The organism is Telluria sp. AZSoR62 (assembly GCF_058111565.1).
This window is the reverse complement of record NZ_JBYTST010000003.1, coordinates 324,517-349,439: the sequence shown is the minus strand read 5'-3', so window position 1 is coordinate 349,439 and position 24,923 is coordinate 324,517. Positions and strand designations below refer to the sequence as shown.

Below are 24,923 nucleotides of genomic sequence, written 5' to 3'. Positions count from 1 at the left end.
GGCGGTGGCCAGCTTGCGCCCGGCGGCGGCGCGCAGGAAATCCCCGGTAACCGTATCTGGCAGCTGCCCGAAGCCGACCTGGCGCAGCTCGGCCAGGGCTGGGTCATCAGTGAATACGCCTTTACTGGCGACTGGCCGAACTGGGAGATGCATCCGGAGGGCGACGAATTCGTCTACCTGTATCGCGGCGTCCGCTTTCGAGCCAAAGCACACCTTCCAATGTCGAGACGTCGGATGCCTGCAACGATCGCGTGTACTGATGAGGTGTGCAGTCGTGGCGATCCTGGCCTGCTTGTTACAATTGGGTATGCGAAAAAAAGTTCTCTTAGTCGACGACCAAATGTTGGACGTCGCGTTGACCAGGCAAGCCTTGGCTGACTGTAGTATCGAACATCAGATCGTTGCCGCTTGTGATGGTTTTGAGGGCTTGAACCAGCTGACAGCCCAAGAATTCGATGTGGTGCTCCTTGATCTGAAAATGCCGAAAGTCGATGGCTTTGAAGTGCTGGAGCAAATGCGCAAGCAGCCTAGCCTGTCGAGCACGCCGGTAATCGTTCTTTCCAATTCAGTTCTTGAGGTCGACCGAACCCGTGCGGAGGCTCTCGGTGCCGTCGAGTTCGTGCGCAAGGCTTTGGAGTACTCCGAGTTCAAACATGATTTGAAAGCTGCTCTTGGTCGCCATGGATTTTGCTGACCAGTATTAGTTTGGTTCTATCGATCAAAGGACGCGAGAGCACCGATCATTTGTTGGGTAGTGTCTGCTCCTGGCCGAGCGCGGCCGCCCAACTCAGCATAACGCGTTTCACGCGACGGCGATGACGGCCGCTTCGGCCCGGCCGCCGACCAGGATCGCGCCGTTCTCCACGCGGGTCGTGATCAGACAGGGCTGCTTGGCGACGCGGCCTTGCCGCAGCGTGAGGCCGTGGCCGAGCAGGGCGGTGAGCGCGCCGGCCGCCACCCCCGTGGCGCTGTCTTCCAGCCGCGGATCGAGGTGGTTGAAGTTGCGGCCCTCGTAGCTGCCGTCAGGCAGGCGGCACCAGGCGTAGATGCCATTGATCCCGGCTTCCTTTCCCCACTGCGTGATGGCCGCCAGGTCGGGCTGCAGGGCGTGCAGCGCCGTGCTGTCGGCCACCTCCACCAGCAGCTTGGGGCTGCCGACCGAGGCCACGCGCGGCGCCGACGCCGGTGCGAACCCGGGCGCCGCCAGCAGATGCTCCAGCAGTCCGGGCGCCAATGGCGGCTGCGCGGCATCCTGCGGCTGCAGGCGTACGAAATACGCGGCCCCGTGGTGCATCAGCTCCAGTCGTTGGCCGCGCATCGCGGTCGTCACCGCCAGCGTGGATGCCTCCGGATGGCGCGCGAACAGCACATGGGCCACGGCCAGCGTCGCGTGCAGGCAGAGCGGGCTGCGCATGTGCGGATAATAAAAATCGACCACCTCGCCATCGAGGAAGACGCAGGTGGTGTTGCGCGTGTGGGCCAGGGCGCGGCGGCCCGCTTCGTCCAGGCCATCGCCTTCGATCACCAGGGCGGGATTCCCCCCGCCGGGTGCTTCGCCAAAACACGTCAACGCACGAACTTGCATGAGATTTCCTTGTAGCAGGGGCCGGCTCGGTTATACTGTGTTTTTATACAGTATTGTCAGTCTATCCAGCATTGTAGCCTGCTCGATGACCGCATGCCGATGACCGATTTGTTTTCACCGCCGCCCCAGGCTTTGCCCACGTATGCAGAGCTGTTCTGCCTGTCGAACTTCTCCTTTCTGGAGGGAGCATCGCATGCGGAAGAACTGGTGGCGCGGGCGGTGCAGCTCGATTATTTTGCGCTGGCGCTGACCGACGAATGCTCGCTGGCCGGCGTGGTGCGGGCCCATGCCGAGGCCAAGAAGGCCGGCCTGCCGCTGGTGATCGGCGCCCACTTCCACCTCACGAACCCGGACGGCAGCCCGGCGCTTTCGCTGGTACTGCTGGCCAAGAACCGCAATGGCTACGGCAACCTGGCCGAGTTCATTACGCTGGGGCGCACGCGCAGCGAGAAGGGGACCTACTTCCTCACGCCGGCCGACCTGGCCGATCCGGCGCCGGCTTGTGCGCACCTGAAGCACCTGCCCGACTGCCTGGCGATTTTGCTGCCCCAGTATCCGGGCCACGAAGCCGAGGACGTCGACCGCCTGCATACGCAGGCCGCGTGGATGGCCACCACCTTCCCGGGGCGCGCCTGGCTGGGCCTGACGCTGCTGCACCGCGCCTTCGACGAGGCGCACCGCATGACGGTGGAAGAGGTGGGCTGGCAGCACGGCCTGCCGATCACGGCGCTGGGCCACGTGGTGATGCACGTGCGCTCGCGCAAACCGCTGCAGGACACGCTCACCGCCACCCGCCTGAAAAAACCGGTGGCCGAATGCGGCTATGGCCTGGCGCAGAACGCCGAGCAGCACCTGCGCTCGCGCCTGCGCCTGTCGAACATCTATGCGCGCGAGGCGCTCGACGAAACGGTGCGCATCGCGCGCCTGTGCACCTTCTCGCTCGACGAACTGCGCTACGAATACCCGGACGAAGTGGTCCCGCCCGGGCACGACGCCAGCAGCTTCCTGCGCGAGGAAACCTATATCGGCGCGCACCGGCGCTTCCGCGACGGCATCCCGGCCAAGGTACAGGCCCAGATCGAGCACGAGCTCACGCTCATTGCCGAGATGCGCTACGAGCACTACTTCCTGACGGTGTATGACATCGTGCGCTTCGCGCGCTCGCAGCACATCCTCTGCCAGGGGCGCGGCTCGGCCGCCAACTCGGCGGTGTGCTACTGCCTGGGCATCACCGAAGTCGACCCGGCCCGCGCCAGCCTGCTGTTCGAGCGCTTCATCTCGAAGGAGCGCAACGAGCCGCCCGACATCGACGTCGACTTCGAGCACCAGCGGCGCGAAGAAGTCATCCAGTACATCTACAGCAAATACGGGCGCGACCGGGCCGCGCTGGCGGCGGTGGTGATCAGCTACCGCCCGAAAAGCGCGCTGCGCGACAGCGGCCGCGCGCTCGGCATCGATCTGGCCATCGTCGAGAAGGTCGCCAAGACCCACCACTGGTTCGATGGCCGGGCCGACCTGCTCGCGCGCCTGGCCGAGGCCGGGCTCGACCCCGAATCGCGCCTGGCGAAACAGTGGGCGACGCTCGCCGACAAGCTGCTGAACTTCCCGCGCCACCTGTCGCAGCATCCGGGCGGCTTCGTCATCGCGCGCGGCAAGCTCTCGCGCCTGGTGCCGATCGAGAATGCGACGATGAACGACCGCAGCGTGATCCAGTGGGACAAGAACGACCTGGAAGAACTCGGCCTGATGAAGGTCGACGTGCTGGCGCTGGGCATGCTGTCGATGCTGCGGCGCGGACTGGAACTGGTCGGCCAGCGCCACGGCAACCTGTTCGAGATGCAGGACATCCCGAGCGACGACACCGCCACCTACGACATGATCTGCGCGGCCGATACCGTGGGCGTGTTCCAGATCGAATCGCGCGCGCAAATGAGCATGCTGCCGCGCATGCGCCCGCGCCGCTTCTACGACCTGGTGATCGAAGTGGCGGTGGTGCGCCCCGGCCCGATTCAGGGCGGCATGGTGCATCCGTATCTGCGGCGCCGCCAGGGCTTCGAGAAGGTGGTTTACCCGAGTCCCGAAATGAAAGTGGCGCTCGAGCGCACCCTGGGCGTGCCGATCTTCCAGGAGCAGGTGATGCAGGTGGCGATCCTGGGCGCCGGCTTCACGCCGGGCGAAGCCGACCAGCTGCGCCGCGCGATGGCGGCCTGGAAGCGCAAGGGCGGACTGCAGCAGTATTACGAACGCATCGTGCACGGCATGCTCGATCGCGGCTATACGCTCGAATTCGCCGAGTCGATCTTCAGCCAGATCCAGGGCTTCGGCGAGTATGGCTTTCCCGAATCGCACGCGGCCAGCTTCGCGCTGCTGGCCTATGCCAGCTCCTGGCTCAAGTGCCACGAGCCGGCCGCCTTTCTCTGCGCGCTGCTCAACAGCCAGCCGATGGGTTTCTACAGCCCTTCGCAACTGGTGCAGGACGCGCGCCGCCATGGCATCGAGGTGCGGCCGGCGGACGTCGCCATCAGCACCTGGGACTCAAGACTGGAGGAATTCGACCCGCGCGACCGTTCACGCCAGCCGGCAGTGCGCCTGGGGCTCTCGCTACAGCGCGGCCTGAAGCAGGAGGTCGCCGCCCGCATCGAGGATGCGCGCGCGATCCGGCCTTTCGACAGCGTGGCCGACCTGGCGCGCCGCGCGAACCTCGACCGGGGCGATTTGCAGGTGCTGGCCGGCGCCAATGCCCTGCAGTCGCTGGCCGGGCACCGGCGCGAAGCCTTGTGGCAGGCGGTGGGCGCGGTGCCCGACAAGGACTTGCTGCGCCCGACCACGCCGCTCGAAGAGGCGCCGGTGCTGGCCGCGCCGTCCGAAGCCGACGAGATCGTCGGCGACTACCGCGCGCAAGGGCTGACGCTCGGCCGCCACCCGCTGGCGCTGCTGCGCGAGGCTCTGCTGGCCAAGCGCTTCCTGCCGGCGTCCACCTTGATGGATTTCCAGGACGGCCAGCTGGCGCGCGCCTGCGGCCTGGTGACGGTGCGCCAGCGCCCCGGCACCGCCAAGGGCGTGCTGTTCATGACGCTCGAAGACGAGACCGGGAACATCAACGTCATCATCTGGCCGACCCTGGTCGAACAGCAGCGGCGCGAGGTGCTTAACGCACCGCTGCTGGGCGTATACGGGATCTGGCAGAAGCAGGGCGAGGTGCGCCACCTGGTGGCCAAGCGGCTGGTGGACATGTCGCACCTGCTGGGCAAGCTCAGGTCGCAGAGCCGGGATTTCTGCTGATGCCGCCATCGTGATGCCGGGCGGGGCTCATTTCCATCTGCCCTGTTCTTCAAGCAGCGTTTTGTCCTGTTGCCGGACAGAGAGCCTGCCATCGTCGAAGACCTGATAGGAAGTCCGTCCATTCCAGAATTCGTAGGCCAGGAATCTGCAAGGCGTGACCTGGTCGGCACACAGGCTGTGTTTTGTCTTGCCGCGTAAGCGGATGTTTTTTCCGGTCTTTTTGCTGGTGCCCACATAAGTGACGTCATCGCACGTGACGTTACCTTCCGCGCAGTTCAGCTTGATCTGGACGACGAATGAAGGGGTGGTCAGCGTCCTCGCGAATCCTCCCGCTCCGGAATCCTGCTTGATCTCCTCGGCTGCAATGAGAGGATTTCCTTCGTTGACAGCGCTGAGGGTCAATACGAGCACCCGCTCATTTTTCCGGAAAGCCGTTTGGCACACGGCATCCAGACCGCTTCCGCAGCGCATCTCGTTTCCACCTGCAGGCCCAGTATCGTTTTCGCTCAGCCATTGCTTATCCAGATTCCATCCACGCTTCAATAGCGCACGCCTGTTGGCTGCGAATGGGGCAGCCAGGTGCAAGCCATGGCGTGCGGCAGCACGTTTTTCGGATGAGGAAAACTTCATGCAAGCGTAGGCATCTCCCTGGCGCACCTTCACGCAGGGATCGGCCAGGGCAGGCCCGGTTATAAGAGCGGAGCAGAAAACGATAGCGATGGATCGACGCTTCATGACAGGACGTATTGATGGTGAAGGTGAATGAGGCGGAAAGGATAGCGCGTGCGGCTGGCCGGTAGCAGATCAATTGTACTGTCCGCTTCCGTTCCGAAAGCGATATCGATCCGCTACCTGCCGCGATCTCGCCAGCGCTTGAATTGAGCGAGCATGACGGCGACAAGGAAAAACCATATCAGCCAGTTGCGTACTGCTTGTGGGTAGTCGAGCCGGTCGAATCCAAGCAGGACGCCGACAAGATCAGCGGAACCATGCGGTGAAAGTCCATGACCATCGACGATATAGGCAACTGGCCATCCTGCCGCAGCAGCGACGCATCCAGTGGCGCAGTCTTCAGATCCTGGTACGACATCGATCACTTTCTGAGGGATGAAACCTGACAAGCTGCTCAGGAATGCTGAAATCACTATCAGTTTGATCACGCGCTTGCATGTCATGTGCATCCTCGCTCAACAGGAAAATCTGAAAACAGGATCGCGTTCAATCAGGCTCAAGTTACTTAATCGGCAGAATCAGCTCGGCAAATGCTGCTGGGACTGGCGCTTGTTGCCACGCTGCGACAAAAAGAAGGCGAAAGATAGACAATTTGGAAATACATGGACGAAACCAATGTGTTCGTTTGTAATGGTTTTGATAGCTAGCTTGCCACTTTAACAGCGACAGAGCGGCGTTTGTTCGTTCACCCTTACCACGGTCCACACCTGCCATGATTTCAACGAAACGATTCAGCCTGATCGCCGCCGCAGCCTTGTTCACCTGCAGCGCGCCGTCCCTCCTTGCCGCGACGCCGAAGCCCGCGCCTCAGGCGGCGCAGCCGGCCAGCAGCGCGGCGGCGACGCAGCAGCTGAAGAAGCTGGCCGACGATTACTACCAGTTCAAGGCCCGTTTCGATCCGCTCTACGCGACCTACTTCGGGGATAACCGCTTCGACGACCAGCTCGGCATGAGCATCGCGCCGAGCGAGCGCGCCCGGCGCGATGCTGCGTACCGCGGATTTGCCAAGCGGCTCGCGGCGATCGATGCCGGCCGGCTCGGCACGAGCGACCAGGTCAGCCGCGACATCCTGGCCGACGAGCTCCAGACCACGCTGGACCTGGCGTCGTTCCCCGATCACCTGCTGCCCATCAACCAGATGGGCTCAGTTGCGATGGATCTCGCCGTGGTGGCGGACGGCAAGGGCGCGCTCCCGTTGGCGACCCCGAAGCACTACGACAATCTGCTGCGCCGCCTGGTCCAGCTCACGCCATGGATCGACCAGGCCATCGTCAATATGCGCGAGGGCATCAAGACCGGTGTCGTGCTGCCGAAGTCGCTGATCGTGTCCGCCATTCCGCAGTACCGCGACCTTGCCACGACCGATATCGAGAAAAATCCCTTCTATGCAGGCATCAAGCATCTGCCGCAGCATTTCTCGCAAGCCGACAAGGCCAGGTTCACCCAGGCCTACCAGGGCGAGATCACCAAGCGGCTGCAGCCGGCGCTGGCCCGCCTGGCGGCGTTCCTGGAGCAGGAATACCTGCCGGCGGGACGCGCCACATCCGGCCTGTCCGACCTGCCCGACGGCGCCAAGTGGTACCAGCAGAGCATCGTCTATGCGACCACCACCCGATTGACGCCGGACGCGATCCACGCGATGGGACTGGCCGAGGTGGCGCGGATCCAGCAGCAGTTCGCCGTGGTGGGCCCGAAAATGGGCTACCAGGGACCAGCCGCCGGCTTGCCGAAATGGGTAGCTAACCAGGCCAGGTACAAGCCGTTCAAGGACGACAGCGAAGTGCTCGAGGTGTATCGCAAACTCGACGTGGCGGTGGCCGCCAAACTGCCTGCCTTGTTCAAGCTGGTGCCGAAGTCGCCGCTGGAGCAGCGCCTGGAGCCGGAGCTGACGCGGGCGACGGCGTCGGATCACTACACGGGCCCCAGCACCGATGGAAAGCGTCCGGGCATTTTCTGGTCGGTCGTGAATGACGCACAGCAGTACGACCGCACCAAGATGACCAGCCTGTACCTGCACGAAGGCCGGCCTGGCCACCACTTCCAGATCGCGCTCCAGGTCGAGAAGTCCCTGCCGGATTTCCGCCGCTTCGGCGGCAACAACGCGTTCATCGAAGGCTGGGCGCTGTACTCGGAGACCCTGGGCAGCGAGATGGGCTTGTACGGGGAACCCGACCAGTATTTCGGGCACCTCAACAGCGAACTGCTGCGCGCGGCCCGCCTGGTCGTGGACACCGGTGTGCACGCCAAGGGCTGGAGCCGGGAAAAGGCGATCGACTACCTCAAGGACGTCAACGGCTATACCGACCAGGTTGCGACCAGTGCCATCGAGCGCTACATGGCATGGCCGGGCCAGGCGCTTGGCTACAAGGTCGGTTCGCTGAAGATCCAGGAATTGCGCAAGCGCGCCGAGGATGCCCTTGGCGCGCGTTTCTCGCTGCCGGCCTTCCACGCCGTCGTGATCGGCGAGGGCGCGCTTCCACTTGCCGTGCTTGAACGTAAAGTCGACCGCTGGATCAAGCAGTCTCAATGACGGGCTCGTCCGCGCCGGGCGGTGCTCGGCCCGGCGCCTGGGTCGTGATGGGCGTCAGCGGCTGCGGCAAGAGTGCGGTAGGCACGCAGCTGGCACAGGCGCTGAAGGCGCGCTTCATCGAAGGCGACCGCTTCCATCCGCCGGCCAACATTGCGAAGATGACGGCCGGCCGGCCGCTGTCCGACGCGGACCGGCATGGCTGGCTACAGGCGCTGCGTGCGGAAATCGAGCATGCATGGGCGCGGGGCGACGAAGTGGTGCTCGCATGCTCCGCGCTGAAACGCATCTACCGCGACGTCCTGCGAGGCGACCAGGGCCTTGTCCGTTTCGTCCACCTGCACGGCGAGCGCGCGCTGATCGCGCAGCGCATGGCCGCGCGCGCCGGCCACTTCATGCCTCTCACACTGCTCGACAGCCAACTGCATGACCTGGAGCCGCTGCAGCCGGATGAATGCGGCGTCACGCTCGACGTACGCGACCCGCCTTGGATGCTGGTGGAGCAGGCGTTAGCCAGCCTGAAGAATAAATATTTGTAGATACAAATATCAGCAATTATTATCGAGGGGATCGCGTTCGATACCGCGAAAGACAAGGCTAGCAGCGTGACGACCTCCGCCGCATTGCCAGCTGCGTAAAGCAAATTTGAGGGCGGTGAAACGATATGCCGAAGCTTAAACCAGGGACAGTTCTTCCTACTCCAGCGGAGGACACTGCCATCACCAGGGCAGCGATGCGGGACCCGGACGCAATTCCCTATACCGATGAAGCATGGGCAGTAGCCAAGCCAACACGCGGCCGTGGCCGGCCGGCAGGCAGCGGCACCAAAGTGGCGACGCGCATCCGCCTGGATCGAGACCTCGTGGAAGCATTCAAGGAAACCGGAGAGGGGTGGCAAACCCGTCTCAATGACGCGTTGCGCGAATGGGCCAGGGACCACCGTATGGTGACCAGCTGAGCGCTTGAAAAGCGACAAGCCGCAGTCTCGCCACGCTCAGCTTGGCGGCGCCTTGCAAGACAGACGCAGCCTGCACCAGGACGTCGGCAGCGGTGATTCATTGGCAGCCCGCAGGTCTTGTTGCGGGAAAAGGCGGACGGGCAGGGGGCGCATTGTTTACGCCTCGCTACGGCCGGTGGACGCGCGATTGCGCTCGTATTGCCTGGCGATCGGAAAAGGCGGCAACCAGGATTCGCGCCGGATGACCCAGCTTTCGTAGGTTGGCACCAGCTGGCCCGGTTGGTCCAGCGCTCCCAGGTGCACTTCGACTTCGTCGTCGCTTCTTGAGAACACGGACGAGCCGCAGCGGGGACAGAAGCAGCGTCCCGCATAGTCGCGCGGCTCGCCTTCGACCCTTACGGCCTCGTGCGGGAAAATGGCGGCTGCATAAAACAGCGCGCCATGATGCTTGCGGCAGTCGAGGCAGTGGCAGATGCCTACCCTGTAGGGCCGCCCCGAGGCCACGATGCGCACGTCGCCGCATAGGCAAGCGCCGGTAAACTGGTCCGTGCTGTTCTCCTTCGGAAAGCCGGGTGGCAATGCGGAGAAGTCCGCCAACGGTGAATGCTACCACTGGCCGCAAACCTCTCACGCCTACATCGTCGGCTCGGTCACCGGCGCGGCAACTGCCTGCTCGACCGGCTGCGGCGCCTGCCCCGCAAATTCCGCATAGATCCAGTCCTCTCCCTCCCGCACCACGCCTTCGGGCGCCAACGGCGCGCGCTCCGGTACCTTGGCCAGCGCCACGCGCATGTAGTCGATCCACACCGGCAGCGCCAGCGTCGAGCCGAATTCGCGGCCGCCCAGCGAACGCGGTTCGTCGTAGCCCATCCAGGCGACCGCGACGATCTTGCCGCCGTAGCCGGCAAACCAGCCGTCGATGGCGTTGCTGGTGGTGCCGGTCTTGCCCGCCAGGTCGGTGCGCTGCAGCTGGCGCGAGGCTTGTGCGCCGGTGCCGGCGCGCGCCACGTCGCGCAGCATGCTGTCGGCCAGGAAGGCATTGCGGGCGTCGAGCACGCGCGCGCTGTCCTGGCGCGGCCGCGGGCGCGGGGCCTCGAACAGGACCTTGCCGTCGCGGTCCTGGATGGTGGTGATGAGCAGCGGATCGACGCGGTAGCCGCCGTTGGCGAGCACCGCGTAGGCGCCGGCCAGCTGCGCCGGCGTCACCGCGCCCGTGCCCAGCGCCAGGGTGAGGTTCGAGGGATGGCGCGCCATGTCGAAGCCGAAGCGGGCAAGGTGGCTGCGGGTATCGTTCATGTCGAGCGCGCGCAGCATGCGCACCGTGGCCACGTTGCGCGAATGCGTGAGCGCATGGCGCACCGTGATCGCCCCCTGGTACAGGCCGTCGTCGTTGCGCGGCGTCCAGTTGGCGTAGGCCTTGTCGCTGGAGAGGTCGAGCGGCTCGTCGAGGATGGGCGTGCCCGGGAAGAAGCCCTGTTCCAGCCCGGCCGAATACACGAAGGGCTTGATGCTGGACCCCGGCTGGCGCCATGCCTGCGTGACGTGGTTAAGCTTTTGCAGCTGGTAGTCGAAGCCGCCCACCAGCGCGCGGTAAGCGCCGGTCTGGGCGTCGAGCGCGACGAAGGCCGACGCCACCTGCGGCACCTGGCTGATCGACCAGCTCCCCTTGCCGGCCCGGCTGATGCGCACGACGGCGCCCGGCGACAGGCGCAGCGGCGCTTTCGCGCCGGAGGCCAGGGCAGGGGCGGCGAAGGCCAGGCCCGCGCCGCTGATCTCGATGCTGTCCTCGTCGCGGGTCGCCACGCGCACCCGCTTGGGCGAGGCGGCCAGCACCACGGCCGGCACGAAGCCCGCGATCGCGGGACGCGCCTGCAGGGCCGTATTGATGGCTTCCTCGCGGCCTTCGCTCGGGGCCGGCAGCTTGATGCGGGCTTCGGGGCCGCGGTACCCATGGCGCCTGTCGTAGGCGATGGCATTGCGCCGCACGGCGTCGTAGGCGGCGCTTTGTTCCGCCGCGATGATGGTCGTGGTGACGCTGTAGCCGCGCTCGTAGGCCGCCTGGCCATAGCGCGTGAAGACAGCCTGGCGCGCCAGTTCGGCCACATATTCCGCTCCCGCACCCGGCCCGCCGCCGTCCTGGCGCACCTTCAGCGGCTCGGCCAGGGCGCGCCGGTACTGCGCCTCGGTGATCTTCTTCAGTTCGAACATGCGCCGCAGCACCGTGTGCTGGCGCTGCTGGGCGCGCTCCGGGTTGGCGACCGGGTTGTGGCGCGACGGGTTTTGCGGCAGCCCGGCCAGCATCGCGGTTTCGGCCAGGCTCAGGTTCTCCAGCGGCTTGCCGAAATAGGTGCGCGCCGCGCTGGAAAAACCGTAGGAACGCTGGCCCAGGTAGATCTGGTTCATGTAGACCTCGAGGATCTGGTCCTTCGACAAGGCCTGCTCGATCTTGTAGGCCAGGGCGGCCTCGGTGAGTTTGCGCGGCAGGGTCTTGTCGCGCGAGAGGAAGAAGTTGCGCGCCACCTGCATGGTGATGGTTGAGCCGCCCTGGCGGTAGCCGCCGCCCAGGCTGGCCAGGTTGGCCTTGGCCGCGCCCAGTGCGCGGATCCAGTCGATGCCGCCGTGCTCGTAGAAGCGCGCGTCCTCGATGGACAGCACCGCCGCCTTCATCAGGGGAGGGATGTTCGCGATCGGGACGAAGTCGCGCCGCTCGGCGCCGAATTCGCCGATCAGGACCTTGTCGGCCGAGTAGACGCGCAGCGGAATCTTCGGCCGGTAGTCGGTCACCGCGCCGATGTCCGGCACCTCGTCCAGGATGCCGGCGTGGGCGGGCGCGCCGGCGGCGGGCAGCAGCAGGGCGAACAGGGCAAGGCGTAGAAGGAGGCGGGGACGGCGGGAGGTGGTCATATTCATACGGTCGAGTCGATCGGGAGCGCGGTGCAGTGGCAACGCGCTGCGAATAGTACTGCCGTAACGCAGAAGACGCATCCGGAACACGAAAGGTAGCGCCGCTTGCTTCGGCGGGGTGCAGGCGGCGCTACCAGGGACTGCCAAAAAAAGGCGCTGTCATCGAAACGTGTAGAAATTGAACTGTCGAGCTCCACGTTGGTCCAACCGTCATTGGGGCAAGCTCGGGGCGATGGCATGAACGGTGCGGGTTTTACCAAGTGGTTACGAAAAATACCAATGCTCACGCGCCGCCAACGCGCGCAACTGCTGGGTGTCTTGCGACCGGCGATCGGGTTCGAGCGCGTCTGTGAGGCAATTATGCGAGCCCGGTCCAAGCCATGCTGCCCCGCTTGCCTGGTTGAAAATCCCTATCGTCATGGCTTTTGCCGCGGCATCCAGCGTTACCGCTGCCGGGCCTGCCGCAAAACCTTCAGTGCGCTGAGCGGCACGCCCTTGTCGCGTTTGCGTCACCGCGCCAAGTGGCTCGATTACCTCGACAAGATGCTCGAAACCAAAAGCGTGCGCGCAGCCGCCAAGGCAGTCGGCGTACACCGCAACACCAGCTTTCGCTGGCGCCACCGTTTTCTCGCGCTCACGAAGCACGACCGGGCCAAGCGCCTGGCGGGCATTGCCGAAGCCGATGAAATGTTTTTACTGGAGTCGCAGAAGGGCTCGCGCACGCTGGACCGGCCTGCGCGGCGGCGCAGTGGGGTCGCCTCTACGCGAGGCATCACGCACGAACACGTCTGCATCCTGGTGGCGCGCGACCGCATCGGTCAAACCCTCGACTTCATCACGGGCCGCGCTGCAGTCACCAAGCGGCAACTGCACCGACACCTCGGTCCCAGGCTCGACAAGGATGTGCTGCTGGTGACCGACGGGCATCCCGCCTACCGGGCTTTCGCGCGCGAAGCCGGGATCGCACATGCGTTCGTGAACCTGCGACTTGGAGAACGTGTGCGCGGCATCGTCCACGTGCAGAACGTCAATTCTTACCACCAGCGCTTCCGACAGTGGCTCGGGCGCTTTTACGGTGTCGCCTCGCGCTACCTGCCGAACTACCTGGGTTGGCGCTGGGCGCTCGATGGGGAACGCATCACGTCACCAGAGCAACTGTTGCGAGCGGCGTTGGGTATCTTCCACACGTAACGGGCACAGCGCCAAAAAAAACGCCCGGGCCATTGCTGGACCGGGCGCGCTTGCTATTTCTGCACGACGCTTAGAAGGTTTCCCATTCATCCGCGCCGGCGGCTACCGGCGCCGCCGGCTTGCCCGCTGCCGGACGCGCCGGCTTGCCCGCCGGCTTGCGCGCTGCCGATTTGCCGGGCGCCGCCAGCGCGCGCGACAGGGCAGGTGCGCTCGGCGCGCTCTGCGCCGCCATGCGCGCGTCGAGCTTGAACACGTTCACCAGCTGCGCCAGGCGCGAGGCCTGGTCCTGCAGCGAGCCGGCCGCCGCGGCCGATTCCTCGACCAGCGCGGCGTTCTGCTGGGTCGATTCGTCCATCAGGCCGATCGCCTGGTTGACCTGGTCGATGCCGTGGATCTGCTCCTGGCTGGCCGACGAGATCTCGGCCACGATGTCGGTCACGCGGCGGATCGAGGCCACCACCTGGTCCATGGTCTCGCCGGTCTGGTCCACCAGCCTGGTGCCGGCATCGACCTTGGCGACCGAGTCGCCGATCAGGGTCTTGATTTCTTTCGCTGCCGCGGCCGAGCGCTGGGCCAGGGTGCGCACCTCGGACGCCACCACCGCGAAGCCGCGGCCCTGCTCGCCGGCGCGCGCCGCTTCCACGGCGGCGTTCAGCGCCAGGATGTTGGTCTGGAAGGCGATGCCGTCGATGACGCCGATGATGTCGACGATCTTGCGCGAGGACTCGTTGATCGAGCCCATGGTCGCGATGACCTGGCCGACCACGTCGCCGGCCTGGGTGGCCACGCTCGATGCCGTGATGGCCAGCTGGTTGGCCTGGCGCGCGTTGTCCGCGTTCTGGCGCACGGTGCCGGTCAGTTCTTCCATCGATGCCGCGGTCTCTTCGAGCGAGGCGGCCTGCTGTTCGGTGCGGCTCGACAGGTCGAGGCTGCCCGCGGCGATCTCGCCGGAGGCGGTGCCGATGGTGTCGGTGCCGCTGCGCACTTCGCTGACGATCTTCGCCAGGCTGTCGTTCATGTGGCCCAGTGCGCGCAACAGGGCGCCGGTTTCGTCGCGGCGGCTTGCATCCTGGCCGGCGCCGATGCGCACCGTCAGGTCGCCGGCGGCCACCGTCTCGGCGGCCTGCACCGCTTCGCGGATCGGGCGCGTGATGCCGCGCGTGAGCATCCACGAGAACAGGGCGCCCAGCAGCACGGCGGCGGCGGTCAGGCCGGCGATGATGGCGTTGCCGCGGCGCGCCGTGGCGTCGATGCCGGCGGCGGTGGCGGTGATGTTGGCGCGCTGCAGGGCGACCAGCTCGTGGATCGATTCCTGGTACACCTTCGCGGTCGGGGTGAACGACTCGTCGAGGATCTTGTCGGCCAGCTCCTGGTTGCCGTCGGCCTTGGCCTTGACGGCGCTGTCGCGCGCCGTGCCGTAGGCCTTGCGCTGGTCCTGGATGCGCTTGAACAGGGCGGTTTCCTTGTCGCCGTCGATCAGCGGCTCGATCTGCTTGACCAGGTCGGCCGAGGCCTTGGCCGTTACGGCGGCGTCTTCCTTGAAGTAGGCGGTGAGGGACGGGTCGCTGCTCTTGACGATGGCGGCGGTGCGGCGCACGGCGCCGAAGATCTGGGTGTACCACTCGGCGATCAGGCGCTCCTTGGCCAGCGGCGTGGCCAGGGTGTCGCGGGCCGCGGTGGCCACCTGGTCGAGGCGCCACATGCCGGTGGCGGCGATCATCACCGCCATGAAAAGGGTGAGGGCAAAGCCGGCAGCAAGCCGGATGCCGATCGGGAAGGCGTTCAAGGTGCGCATGAAGGTCGGTGAGGCCGGCGCTCTGGTGAGCGCCAAGCGTTACATGGGTTGGTTCGTGAAGCGATGATTATTGCTCAACCGCAACTTAAATGCACGGAACATCCTCGCTTGTATAGACAATTTACAACGGCAGGTGCCTAATAATCGTCGTATTGCTCGGTTTCCTTCGCCCGCGCCGCCGCGCGCATGCGCTGGCTGCGGAAGTGGCTGTCGGGATGGGTCGATGCATAGGACATGGTCTCGCGCAGGAAGGCAGGCAGCGCGCCTTGCTGTTTCGTGTCGAACCGGTCGAACAGGTTGGCCAGCGGGATGACGGAGATCTTGTTGCGGTGCAGGGCCGCGATCGCATAATCGTCGGCAGCCAGCTCCATCTCGCGCGAGAAAGCGGTGTCGGTCAAGACCGCCGGCAGCCCGGCGGCGACGGCGCTGAAGTCGCCGAACAGCGTCGCGGACAAGGCTGCGGTCAGCGACGAGCGCGCCATGATGCGCACGCTGTGGCGCATTTCGACGTGGCCGATTTCATGCGCCATGATGCCTTGCAGCTTTCTCACCGCCTCGGCGCTCAGGTAGTCTCCTCGCGGGTAGATTTCCTTCACCATCTGGTCGGTGACGACGATGGTCCCATCCGGGAAGGCGAGGGCATTGGCCCCGAACAGTGGGGAGTGATAGATGGCCAGCCGCACGGGAATGCGCGGGGCGCCCGGCCGGATCGCATCGAAGACGGCGTCCAGCTGCGCCAGCCGCTCGTCGCTGAAACGGGACGGCTGGAGTATCTCCTGTTCTTCGAGCAGGGTCAGCGCATGGTCCCCGATCGCCTGGTCGGCCGAGACCGGGATGCCACGCGCCACGCGCTCGGCCGCCGCCGGGATACCCCAGCGCCAGGTAAGGGCAATCAGGAGCACCAGCAGCACCAGTGCCGCCACCGCGGCAACGGGGTGCTCCTGCCAGCGCACCACCCAGGACTTGCGGTACCCAAGGGCTTGCGCGAGGGACTCGCGCATGGCCGCATCGGGCACTTCGGCATGGCTGCCATCGCCGAAGTACACCACCGCAGGGGCGTGCTCGAAGGGTTCGGCCAGGCGCGCGGCCGCCGTGGGATAGCTGCGGCTGGCGTCGCCGTGCAGGCGGATCGTGTCGCCTTCGGCGCTGAGCATGACGTGGTGCAGGCGCGCGCTGCGGCCGTCGAAATAATGCGCTGGGATCATGATGTCCTTACCAGGAAAGGTCGATGCCGAAACCGTCGGCGGCGCCGTCGCCCACGACGCCGGCGTGGCGTGGAGAGATCCGGGCCGCGGCCGCGTCGAGATCGCCGTCTAGCTCGACGTGCACGTGCGCCAGGCGGAAGCGGTAGACGCTGACCACGGCGAAGGGCCGGTACAGTCCCAGCGTCATGATGGTGAGCAGCGCGTTCTTCGACTGCAATGCCATGAAACGGCGTACCGGCAGTTCGCAACGGATGCGCACGCCGGGAAAACGCGTGTTCGACCAGGCCAGGTTGGCCACGCGCGCCACCATGTAGGGACTCGTGACCAGGTAGATCACATACACCCAGATCACCGCACCGATCATCGGCGCCCATACGGTGGCCTTGGCGCCTCCCGCCGTAGAGGTCCCGAGCATGGCCATGCCAACTGCGCAGGCCAGGCCTGCCAGGACCAGCGCGCCCGCGGCCAGATAGGGCTTGTAGAAGCTGCGGGCCCGCAGGCTGTAGTCGGAGTGCCGGTCGCCGAACAGCAGGTGCGCATGCTGGAAGTGCCGGATCCGTGCGTGCATCAAGGGCCACGCCAGGTAGGCCGGCAGCACCGCGGCCGCGAACTCCGGACGGGCCGGATACAACACCAGCGCGACGCTGGGCAGCAGGAACAGCAGGGCGGGCGGCAACCAGGCCAGGTAGGCCTGCGCGACCGAACCGTCGAAGCCGAGCGCCAGGCCGCGGTAGGTCGTGTTCCCGAGGCGAAAACGCAGCGCGCCGCGCATCAGGTAGGGAAACAGCGCGAGCAGGCCGGCGAATACCGCAATGCCGAACGCGGTCGAGAAACCGAAGGCATACTCGTAGCCGACCAGCATGACCAGCGCCAGCAGGCGCCCGCTCAGGATCGCTTTCGGGTTGCCGTGGAAATCGAAGGTGGCGCCGGCCAGCACGGTGTTGCGGTCGAAATACTGCAGCCGCCGTACCTTGGCCCAGGCCGAATAGATGCCGAGCGTGGCCAGCGTGAGCAGCAGGTTGACCACCCAGATCCGGAAATATTCCTTGCCGTCGCCGGTAAACGAGACGGCCAAGGCGCGCGGCGCGCCCACTGGCGGGGCGATGCCGGGGGTAACGGGTGCATCGGAGAGTGTATGCATGGCGACGCCGCAAAAAAGATGCAGTATAGGATTGCCTTATGCCAACAGGTCAAATTGCCGCGCATATTCTGTAGGAAAATTCCAGAATAGCCGGAACCAGAAGTTGCTATGCGCGAACTAATCGGGCTCCAGCCGGCAGGGTGGCCGGGAGTATTTGCGCCGTTTAAGGTATAATTTCTATTTCCCGCGTGTGCCGTTCGGCACCTTCAGCACAATGACCAAATTTGTATTCGTCACTGGCGGCGTCGTGTCTTCCCTTGGCAAAGGGATTGCGGCCGCCTCTCTCGCCGCGATCCTCGAATCGCGCGGCCTCAAAGTCACCATGCTCAAGCTCGACCCGTATATCAACGTGGATCCGGGCACCATGAGTCCAACCCAGCACGGCGAAGTCTTCGTCACCGACGACGGCGCCGAGACCGACCTGGACCTGGGCCACTACGAGCGCTTCATCAGCACCCGCATGAAGAAGGTGAACAACTTCACCACCGGCCAGATCTACGAATCCGTGATCCGCAAGGAGCGCCGCGGCGAATACCTCGGCAAGACCGTGCAGGTCATCCCGCACATCACCAACGAAATCCAGGACTACATCCGCCGCGGCGCCGAAGGCGTGGACGTGGCGCTGGTCGAAATCGGCGGCACCGTCGGCGACATCGAGTCGCTGCCCTTCCTCGAAGCCGCGCGCCAGCTGTCGCTGCGCTCGGGCCGCAAGGGCGCCGCCTTCGTGCACCTGACCCTGGTGCCGTGGATTGCCTCGGCCGGCGAACTCAAGACCAAGCCGACCCAGCACTCGGTGCAGAAGCTGCGCGAGATCGGCATTTCGCCCAACGCGCTGCTGTGCCGCGCCGACCGCCGCATCCCGGACGACGAGCGCGCCAAGATCTCGCTGTTCGCCAACGTCGAAGAGCAGGCCGTGATCTCGGTCTGGGACGTCGACACCATCTACAAGGTGCCGCAGGTGCTGCACGACCAGGGCCTGGACGACATCATCCTCGAAGCCCTCGGCCTGGAAGCGCCGAAGGCCGACCTGTCGGTGTGGACCAAGCTGATTCACACGCTCGAGAATCCGAAGCACGAAGTCACCATCGGCATGGTGGGCAAGTACGTCGACCTGATCGAATCGTACAAGTCGCTGACCGAAGCGCTGCGCCACGCCGGCATCCATACCGAAAGCCGCGTCAACATCGAATACCTCGACTCGGAAGAGATCGAAAGCCGTGGCTGCGACCACCTGGCGAAATACGACGCCATCCTGGTGCCGGGCGGCTTCGGCAAGCGCGGCGTGGAAGGCAAGATCATGGCCGCCCGCTACGCCCGCGAAAACAAGATTCCCTACCTGGGCATCTGCCTGGGCATGCAGGTCGCGCTGATCGAATACGCGCGCCACATGGCCGGCTTCCCGAACGCGAACTCCACCGAGTTCGACCAGGACACCGACCAGCCGGTCGTGGCCCTGATCAACGAGTGGCAGAACCACGACGGCAAGGTCGAGCGCCGCGACGAGAATTCCGACCTGGGCGGCACCATGCGCCTGGGCGCGCAGACCTGCGCGGTGAACCCGGGCACGCTGGCCGCCGAAATCTACGGCAACGTGGTCACCGAGCGCCACCGCCACCGCTACGAAGGCAACAACTACTACCTGCCGAAGGTGGAAGCCGCGGGCCTGATCGTGTCGGCGCGCACCCCGAACGAAGACCTGCTCGAGATCATGGAACTGCCGCGCGAAGGCAGCAACGCGCACCCGTGGTACATGGGCGTGCAGTTCCACCCCGAGTTCAAGTCGACCCCGCGTAACGGCCACCCGCTGTTCACGTCCTTCATCCGCGCCGCGCTGGCGCACCAGGCGGCCAACACCAACGTCGCCGCCAATGTTCAAACCAGTGCGCCAGCACTGCAAGGAGACGCAGCATGAAACTCGCCGGATTCGACGTCGGCCTCGACCAGCCCATCTTCCTGATCGCCGGTACCTGCGTGATCGAATCGCGCCAGATGGCGATGGATACCGCCGGCACCCTGAAGGAAATCACCAGCGCGCTGGGCATCCCCTTCATCTACAAGTCGTCCTTCGACAAGGCCAACCGCTCGTCGGGCAGCTCCTTCCGCGGCCCGGGCATGGAAAAAGGCCTGGAGATCCTGGCCGACGTGCGCCGCGAAATCGGCGTGCCGGTGCTGACCGACGTGCACGACGAAGAAATGATCCCGCATGTGGCCAGCATCGTCGACGTGCTGCAGACGCCCGCGTTCCTCTGCCGCCAGACCGATTTCATCAACGCCTGCGCGCGTTCGGGTAAGCCGGTCAACATCAAGAAGGGCCAGTTCCTGGCCCCTGGCGACATGAAGAACGTCATCGACAAGGCTAGAGCCGCCGCGCGCGAAGCGGGCCTGCCTGAAGATAACTTCATGGCCTGCGAGCGCGGCGCCTCGTTCGGCTACAACAACCTGGTGTCCGACATGCGCAGCCTGGCCATCATGCGCGAATCGAACTGCCCGGTGGTGTTCGACGCGACCCACTCCGTGCAGCTGCCGGGCGGCCAGGGCACCTCGTCGGGCGGCCAGCGCGAGCACATCCCGGTGCTGTCGCGCGCGGCGGTTGCCGCGGGCATCGCCGGCCTGTTCATGGAGACCCACCCGGACCCGGCCAAGGCCATGTCCGACGGCCCGAACGCGGTGCCCCTTGGCCGCATGAAGGAACTGCTCACGACCCTGGTCGAGATCGACCGCATCGTCAAGAAGGCCGGCTTCCTCGAAACGGACTTCAAGTAATACCGCACCGCGCGCTCCCGGCGGCTGGGAGCGCGCTGCAGGCCATCTGCCTGCCGACGCATCGCTACCGACGCATTACTACCGAATTCTTACCCTTCCGGAGACTGTAAAACATGAGTGCTATCGTTGATATTATCGGCCGCGAAATCATTGACTCGCGCGGCAATCCGACCGTGGAATGCGACGTCCTGCTGGAATCGGGCGTGATGGGCCGCGCCGCCGTGCCCTCGGGCGCCTCGACCGGTTCGCGCGAAGCCATCGAGCTGCGCGACGGCGACCCGAAGCGTTACTTCGGCAAGGGCGTGCTGCAGGCCTGCGAGAATATCAACACCGAGATCTCCGAAGCGATCATGGGCCTGGACGCCAATGAACAGGCATTCCTGGACCGCACCCTGATCGATCTCGACGGCACCGAAAACAAGAGCCGCCTGGGGGCCAACGCCATGCTGGCCGTCTCGATGGCCGTGGCCAAGGCCGCCGCCGAGGAAGCCGGCCTGCCGCTGTACCGCTATTTCGGCGGTTCGGGCGCGATGCAGATGCCGGTGCCGATGATGAACGTCATCAACGGCGGCGCGCACGCGGACAACAACCTGGACATCCAGGAATTCATGATCATCCCGGTCGGCGCGCCGAGCTTCAAGGAAGCGATCCGCTGGGGCGCCGAGGTGTTCCACACCCTGAAGAAGATCCTGCACTCGAAGGGCCTGTCGACCGCGGTCGGCGACGAAGGCGGTTTCGCCCCGTCGGTGGCCAACCATGAAGAAGCGATCAAGCTGATCATGCAGGCGATCGAGCAGGCAGGCTACGAAGCCGGTTCGCAGATCGCGCTGGGCCTGGATTGCGCCGCCAGCGAATTCCACAAGGACGGCAAGTACGTGCTGGAGGGCGAGGGCCTGTCGCTCAGCGCGACCGACTTCACCAACATGCTGGCCACCTGGTGCGACAAGTACCCGATCATCTCGATCGAAGACGCGATGGCCGAAGGCGACTGGGACGGCTGGGCAGTGCTGACCAACGCACTGGGCAAGCGCGTGCAGCTGGTGGGCGACGACCTGTTCGTCACCAACACCAAGATCCTGAAAGAGGGCATCCAGAAAGGCATCGCCAACTCGATCCTCATCAAGATCAACCAGATCGGCACCCTGACCGAGACCTTCGCCGCCATCGAGATGGCCAAGCGCGCCGGCTACACCGCCGTGATCTCGCACCGCTCGGGCGAGACCGAAGACTCGACCATCGCCGATATCGCCGTCGGCCTGAACGCCCTGCAGATCAAGACCGGCTCGATGTCGCGTTCGGACCGCATGGCCAAGTACAACCAGCTGCTGCGTATCGAGGAAGACCTGGGCGACGTCGCCAGCTACCCGGGCCGCGACGCGTTCTACAACCTGAAGTAAGGCAAACGGCCGGGCGGCCCCGCGGGACTGCCTGGCCTTTTTTACGTCCATGCGACTCATCACCATTGCGCTCGCCGTCCTGCTGCTGCTGATCCAGTACCCCTTGTGGCTGAAGAAGGGCGGCTGGCTGTCGGTTGCCGACATGCGCAGCCAGGTCGAGGCGACCCGGCTCAAGACCGAGCAGCTCAAGGCGCGCAACGCCAAGCTCGATTCGGAAGTACGCGACCTGCGCGAAGGCCTGGGCGCGGTCGAAGAGCGTGCCCGCTACGACCTGGGCATGATCAAGCAGAATGAAATTTTCGTGCAGGTGCTGCGCAAGGACGAGCAGCCGGCAGTCTCGATGACCGTCCCGCCGCCACCGCCCGAGCCGAAAGACAAGACGAAGCGCTGAACGCGCCTCGAGAGGAGTTGCACATGAGCGAACCAATCAACCCGGCCAGGCTCGACTCGCTCGACGCGATCGCCGACTGCCTGGCCGAGGCCTTCGAGGATGGCGAGGGCAGCGTGATCGCCGGCGCCATGCAGGCCGTGGCGCTGGCCCCTGGCCTGGGCGAACTCGCTGCCGCCGTGGGCCTGTCGCGCGAGGCGCTGCAGGCGGCGCTCGCGGCCGAGGAGTTCAATCTCGACCTGACCCTTGAGATCATGAAGGTGGTCGATCTGCACATGTCGGGCGGGCGCGCCTAGGGCGCACGGCCCGCACCAACGACAACCCCCGGGCTCCCGGGGGTTTCCAGCCGGTTTCCCGGCGACTGTCCTGCCAATTCCTGCTTAGTCCGACGAGGCCTCGCCCTGCATGGCGCCAGCGCCTTGCTCGAGGAAGGAACGCAGCATCCACGCGTTTTTCTCGTGCACTTCCATGCGGGTGGTGAGCATGTCCGCGGTTGGGAAATCGTCGAGCTCATCGGCGACCTTCACGCCTGCGCGCAGGGTACGGGTGATGATCTCGTTGCCATCGACCAGCTGGCGGATCATTTCCTTGGCCGACAGGACTTCCGGCTCTTCGGTGATGTTCGACAGCTCGGCGTAGCGCTTGTAGGTAGCCGGCGCGAAATGGCCCAGCGAGCGGATGCGTTCTGCGATGTCGTCCAGCGCGGTCCACTGCTCGGTGTACTGTTGCTCGAACATGACGTGCAGCGACGAGAACATCGGGCCGGTCACGTTCCAGTGGAAATTGTGCGTCTTCAGGTAGAGCATGTAGGCGTCCGCCAGGACGGTCGAGAGCGACTCGACGATTTTTGCGCGGTCTTCGGTATTAATGCCAGTATCCATATGCATGACTAATTCTCCCAGTGGTCAAAGGCGGCAGCAACGTAACGATTACGCAACGCTGTCAAAGATGCATCATCTTAGCACTGGCTCGAATTTCGTGCGGCACGCTGCTCCGGTTCAATCTCGGGGCGGATGAAACGGGTACGGGGTAGAGTGATGACAAACCTTGCCGGTCCGCGGCGCGTGGATGCGGCGGAGCTCGTCACGATCCTGGAAGCAGGGGGAGCGAGGGGAGGGGAGAAACTGGCGCCGGGGGCGGGCTGGCCGCCCCCGGCGTGACCGGCAAGATTATGCCGAAGGATTCTTCTTGCGGCGCGAGGCGGCGAAACCTGCCAGGCCTGCGCCCAGCAGCAGCAGCGATGCCGGTTCCGGCACGTCGGCGGCCGGCACGCCCACTTCGGCTACCTGCGACAGGGTGCCGTCGGTAGCGCTCATGGTCAGGCGCCAGGCGGCGAAATTCTGTTGGCCGATAAACTGTTCGAGAGAGGTGTTTTTCTCGAAGCCCTGCAGCGCTTCGAGCTCGAAAGAGGTGCCTTGGCCAATCGTGATCATGTAGGTGCCGGCCTGGCTGAAGGTCCAGCTTCTTGCCGCATCCATCGTGTTGACCGAGCCGTCGCCGAAGGTGGCGGTGGAATCGTCGGTGTAGAACAGGTTGGTGCCGGCGGCATCGAACAGCATCATGTAGCTGTCGAAGCCCGTGATCTTGCCGTCGCCATTGAGGTCCTTCAAGGTCGCGAAGTCCGACTCGTAGACCATCGAGTCGAAGAACACCCGGGTGCCCGCGGTCACATTGAACGTGACGCGCGAGATCTTCAGGTCGTCGGCCATGCCGTCGCGGTCGCCGTCGAAATTGGCGATCTGGCCATTGATGACGGTGGCGCCGGCGATGGACGAGGCGGCGATGCCGGCGAGGAGGAACAGCCCTGCAATAATCTGACGCATTTCAGCCTTCATAAGGTTCGAATGCGAGTAGAAAAGCAGGAATTATGCCAGGGATAAATTATTGATTGCAATCAATGGGTTGTAGGAAAAAGATTACGTACTCAATTGCATATTGTAAAGAACTCCGACAGGAGGAAGGCAGTCCGTATTCCTGCGGGGCCATGGAATACGGAGCAAACGCCCGGCGATGATTATTCTGTCAGTGTGTTCAATACGCTTGGAAGACGTTCAATTCTCCATGTGGCCTGAAGAATAGAATCTCACGCTCAATTGATGCTGCCGCTAGGCGGCAACATGGTCTCGACCGGGATATCGCTGGCGAACAACTGGGCGCAGTCGACCTTGTCGAAGGAGTAGTGCTTGCCGCAGAAGTCGCAGTTGATGCCCAGTTCGCCGAGGTCGGCAATCGCCGAATCGACTTCGGCCTGGCCCAGCATCTTGAGCATGTTGCCGACTTTTTCACGGGTGCAGCTGCAATGGAATTGCGGGTGCTGCGGCTCGAACACGCGGATGGTCTCTTCCCAGAACAGGCGCTTGAGCAGGACTTCGATGCCGGTCGTGAGCAGTTCCTCGCGTTTCAGGGTCTGGCCCAGCATCACGGCGCGGTTCCAGGTTTCCAGGTCCTCGGCTTCGGAAGCCTGCTTGAGCTGGTCGTCCTTGCCGCTGTGGCGCGGCAGCTTTTGCAGCAGCAGGCCGCGCGAGATCTTGTCGTCGGCCGCCAGCCACAGGCGCGTGTCCATCTGCTCGGAGCGCAGCATGTAGTTCTCGATGACCGTGGCCATGTCCTCGCCGTCGAGCGGCACCACGCCCTGGTAGGGCTGCTGGCCCGGCATCTTGTCGACCGGGTCGAGCGTGATGACGAAGCGGCCCTTGCCGTGGGCATTGAACATCGAGGTGAGGGTGGCGTCGTCCGCGATCTCGGCCTCGGGCGCGAGCTTGGCGGTGGCGCGGATGCGCAGGTCGGCGTCGCATTCGACCACCAGCAGGCGCACCGGCCCGTCTCCGTGGATCTGCATCACGATCGCACCGTTGAACTTGAGGTTGGCCGAGAGCAGGGCGCTGGCCGCCACCATTTCGCCCAGCACCGCGCGCACGGCCTTCGGGTAGGCGTGGCGGGCCTGCACCTCGCGCCAGGTGTCGGAGATCTCGATCAGCTCGCCGCGCACGGCAGCGTTATCGAAGATGAATTTTTGCAGGGTATCGCGGGTGTCCGTCATAGCGTCAGTCGTCAT

General features: G+C 64.9%; 22 protein-coding genes. 11 read left to right on the top strand and 11 right to left on the bottom strand.

The window, feature by feature from the left end; all coding sequences use genetic code 11:
* The first annotated feature begins 274 nt into the window (after window positions 1-274).
* Window positions 275-694 carry a response regulator gene (locus AC3XQU_RS07540; RefSeq protein WP_489873525.1) on the top strand — a complete coding sequence of 140 codons (420 nt, stop codon included), beginning with the start codon at window positions 275-277 and terminating at the stop codon, window positions 692-694.
* A gap of 108 nt (window positions 695-802) precedes the next feature.
* Here AC3XQU_RS07540 and AC3XQU_RS07535 read toward each other — a convergent pair whose 3' ends face one another.
* Window positions 803-1,585, bottom strand: coding sequence for a PhzF family phenazine biosynthesis protein (locus tag AC3XQU_RS07535; protein WP_489873524.1), 783 nt, complete (start codon window positions 1,583-1,585; stop codon window positions 803-805).
* Between the two features lie 99 nt (window positions 1,586-1,684).
* On the opposite strand from AC3XQU_RS07535, the gene AC3XQU_RS07530 reads away from it, so the two are divergent.
* Window positions 1,685-4,867 carry an error-prone DNA polymerase gene (locus tag AC3XQU_RS07530; RefSeq protein ID WP_489873598.1) on the top strand — a complete coding sequence of 1,061 codons (3,183 nt, stop codon included), beginning with the start codon at window positions 1,685-1,687 and terminating at the stop codon, window positions 4,865-4,867.
* A gap of 27 nt (window positions 4,868-4,894) precedes the next feature.
* Here the strand turns inward: AC3XQU_RS07530 and AC3XQU_RS07525 are convergent, their stop codons facing one another.
* A complete protein-coding gene (locus AC3XQU_RS07525; RefSeq protein ID WP_489873523.1) occupies window positions 4,895-5,602 on the bottom strand; it encodes a hypothetical protein in 708 nt (235 codons plus the stop codon).
* A gap of 113 nt (window positions 5,603-5,715) precedes the next feature.
* Window positions 5,716-6,042 (bottom strand): hypothetical protein, encoded by a 327-nt coding sequence (locus AC3XQU_RS07520; protein WP_489873522.1) that lies wholly within the window; start codon window positions 6,040-6,042, stop codon window positions 5,716-5,718.
* A 269-nt stretch (window positions 6,043-6,311) separates the two neighbouring features.
* Here AC3XQU_RS07520 and AC3XQU_RS07515 point away from each other — a divergent pair, with 269 nt between their 5' ends.
* From AC3XQU_RS07515 to AC3XQU_RS07505, 3 genes are all read left to right on the top strand, one after another.
* Complete coding sequence (locus AC3XQU_RS07515) at window positions 6,312-8,129, top strand: DUF885 domain-containing protein (protein WP_489873521.1); 1,818 nt, start codon at window positions 6,312-6,314, stop codon at window positions 8,127-8,129.
* The gene (locus AC3XQU_RS07510; protein ID WP_489873520.1) at window positions 8,126-8,665 is read left to right on the top strand and encodes a gluconokinase; all 540 of its coding nucleotides are present in this window, start codon (window positions 8,126-8,128) and stop codon (window positions 8,663-8,665) included. The genes AC3XQU_RS07515 and AC3XQU_RS07510 overlap by 4 nt, the downstream gene beginning before the upstream one ends.
* 125 nt (window positions 8,666-8,790) lie before the next feature.
* Entirely contained in the window at window positions 8,791-9,084 is a 294-nt protein-coding gene (locus AC3XQU_RS07505) for a BrnA antitoxin family protein (protein ID WP_489873519.1), read from the top strand.
* Between the two features lie 156 nt (window positions 9,085-9,240).
* Here AC3XQU_RS07505 and AC3XQU_RS07500 read toward each other — a convergent pair whose 3' ends face one another.
* Window positions 9,241-9,681, bottom strand: coding sequence for a GFA family protein (locus AC3XQU_RS07500; RefSeq protein WP_489873518.1), 441 nt, complete (start codon window positions 9,679-9,681; stop codon window positions 9,241-9,243).
* Between the two features lie 36 nt (window positions 9,682-9,717).
* Window positions 9,718-11,988, bottom strand: a complete 2,271-nt coding sequence (locus tag AC3XQU_RS07495; protein ID WP_489873517.1) for a penicillin-binding protein 1A — start codon at window positions 11,986-11,988, stop codon at window positions 9,718-9,720.
* A gap of 237 nt (window positions 11,989-12,225) precedes the next feature.
* On the opposite strand from AC3XQU_RS07495, the gene AC3XQU_RS07490 reads away from it, so the two are divergent.
* Window positions 12,226-13,179, top strand: a complete 954-nt coding sequence (locus tag AC3XQU_RS07490; RefSeq protein ID WP_489873516.1) for an IS1595 family transposase — start codon at window positions 12,226-12,228, stop codon at window positions 13,177-13,179.
* A gap of 70 nt (window positions 13,180-13,249) precedes the next feature.
* Here AC3XQU_RS07490 and AC3XQU_RS07485 read toward each other — a convergent pair whose 3' ends face one another.
* The 3 genes from AC3XQU_RS07485 to AC3XQU_RS07475 form a co-directional block, all read right to left on the bottom strand.
* Window positions 13,250-14,974, bottom strand: a complete 1,725-nt coding sequence (locus AC3XQU_RS07485; RefSeq protein WP_489873515.1) for a methyl-accepting chemotaxis protein — start codon at window positions 14,972-14,974, stop codon at window positions 13,250-13,252.
* A gap of 137 nt (window positions 14,975-15,111) precedes the next feature.
* Window positions 15,112-16,179, bottom strand: a complete 1,068-nt coding sequence (locus AC3XQU_RS07480) for a M48 family metallopeptidase (protein WP_489873514.1) — start codon at window positions 16,177-16,179, stop codon at window positions 15,112-15,114.
* Window positions 16,180-16,186: 7 nt separating this feature from the next.
* Window positions 16,187-17,320 (bottom strand): YjgN family protein, encoded by a 1,134-nt coding sequence (locus AC3XQU_RS07475; RefSeq protein WP_489873513.1) that lies wholly within the window; start codon window positions 17,318-17,320, stop codon window positions 16,187-16,189.
* 214 nt (window positions 17,321-17,534) lie between these two features.
* Between AC3XQU_RS07475 and pyrG the strand changes: the two genes are divergently transcribed.
* The 5 genes from pyrG to AC3XQU_RS07450 all read left to right on the top strand — a co-directional run bounded on the left by pyrG (window position 17,535) and on the right by AC3XQU_RS07450 (window position 22,164).
* A complete protein-coding gene (pyrG, locus tag AC3XQU_RS07470) occupies window positions 17,535-19,232 on the top strand; it encodes a CTP synthase (protein ID WP_489873512.1) in 1,698 nt (565 codons plus the stop codon).
* A complete protein-coding gene (kdsA, locus tag AC3XQU_RS07465) occupies window positions 19,229-20,083 on the top strand; it encodes a 3-deoxy-8-phosphooctulonate synthase (protein WP_489873511.1) in 855 nt (284 codons plus the stop codon). Before pyrG ends, kdsA begins: the two co-directional genes overlap by 4 nt.
* Before the next feature lie 113 nt (window positions 20,084-20,196).
* On the top strand, window positions 20,197-21,480 hold the full coding sequence (eno, locus tag AC3XQU_RS07460; RefSeq protein ID WP_489873510.1) for a phosphopyruvate hydratase: 1,284 nt from the start codon (window positions 20,197-20,199) through the stop codon (window positions 21,478-21,480).
* A gap of 49 nt (window positions 21,481-21,529) precedes the next feature.
* Window positions 21,530-21,871: a cell division protein FtsB gene (gene ftsB, locus AC3XQU_RS07455; RefSeq protein WP_489873509.1), complete on the top strand. Its 342-nt coding sequence runs from the start codon at window positions 21,530-21,532 to the stop codon at window positions 21,869-21,871.
* 23 nt (window positions 21,872-21,894) lie between these two features.
* On the top strand, window positions 21,895-22,164 hold the full coding sequence (locus AC3XQU_RS07450) for a helix-turn-helix domain-containing protein (RefSeq protein WP_489873508.1): 270 nt from the start codon (window positions 21,895-21,897) through the stop codon (window positions 22,162-22,164).
* Window positions 22,165-22,248: 84 nt separating this feature from the next.
* On the opposite strand, the gene AC3XQU_RS07445 is transcribed toward AC3XQU_RS07450, so the two are convergent.
* From AC3XQU_RS07445 to hslO, 3 genes are all read right to left on the bottom strand, one after another.
* Complete coding sequence (locus AC3XQU_RS07445; RefSeq protein WP_489873507.1) at window positions 22,249-22,755, bottom strand: Dps family protein; 507 nt, start codon at window positions 22,753-22,755, stop codon at window positions 22,249-22,251.
* A gap of 282 nt (window positions 22,756-23,037) precedes the next feature.
* Window positions 23,038-23,691, bottom strand: a complete 654-nt coding sequence (locus AC3XQU_RS07440; RefSeq protein WP_489873506.1) for a DVUA0089 family protein — start codon at window positions 23,689-23,691, stop codon at window positions 23,038-23,040.
* A gap of 266 nt (window positions 23,692-23,957) precedes the next feature.
* On the bottom strand, window positions 23,958-24,923 hold the full coding sequence (hslO, locus tag AC3XQU_RS07435; RefSeq protein WP_489873505.1) for an Hsp33 family molecular chaperone HslO: 966 nt from the start codon (window positions 24,921-24,923) through the stop codon (window positions 23,958-23,960).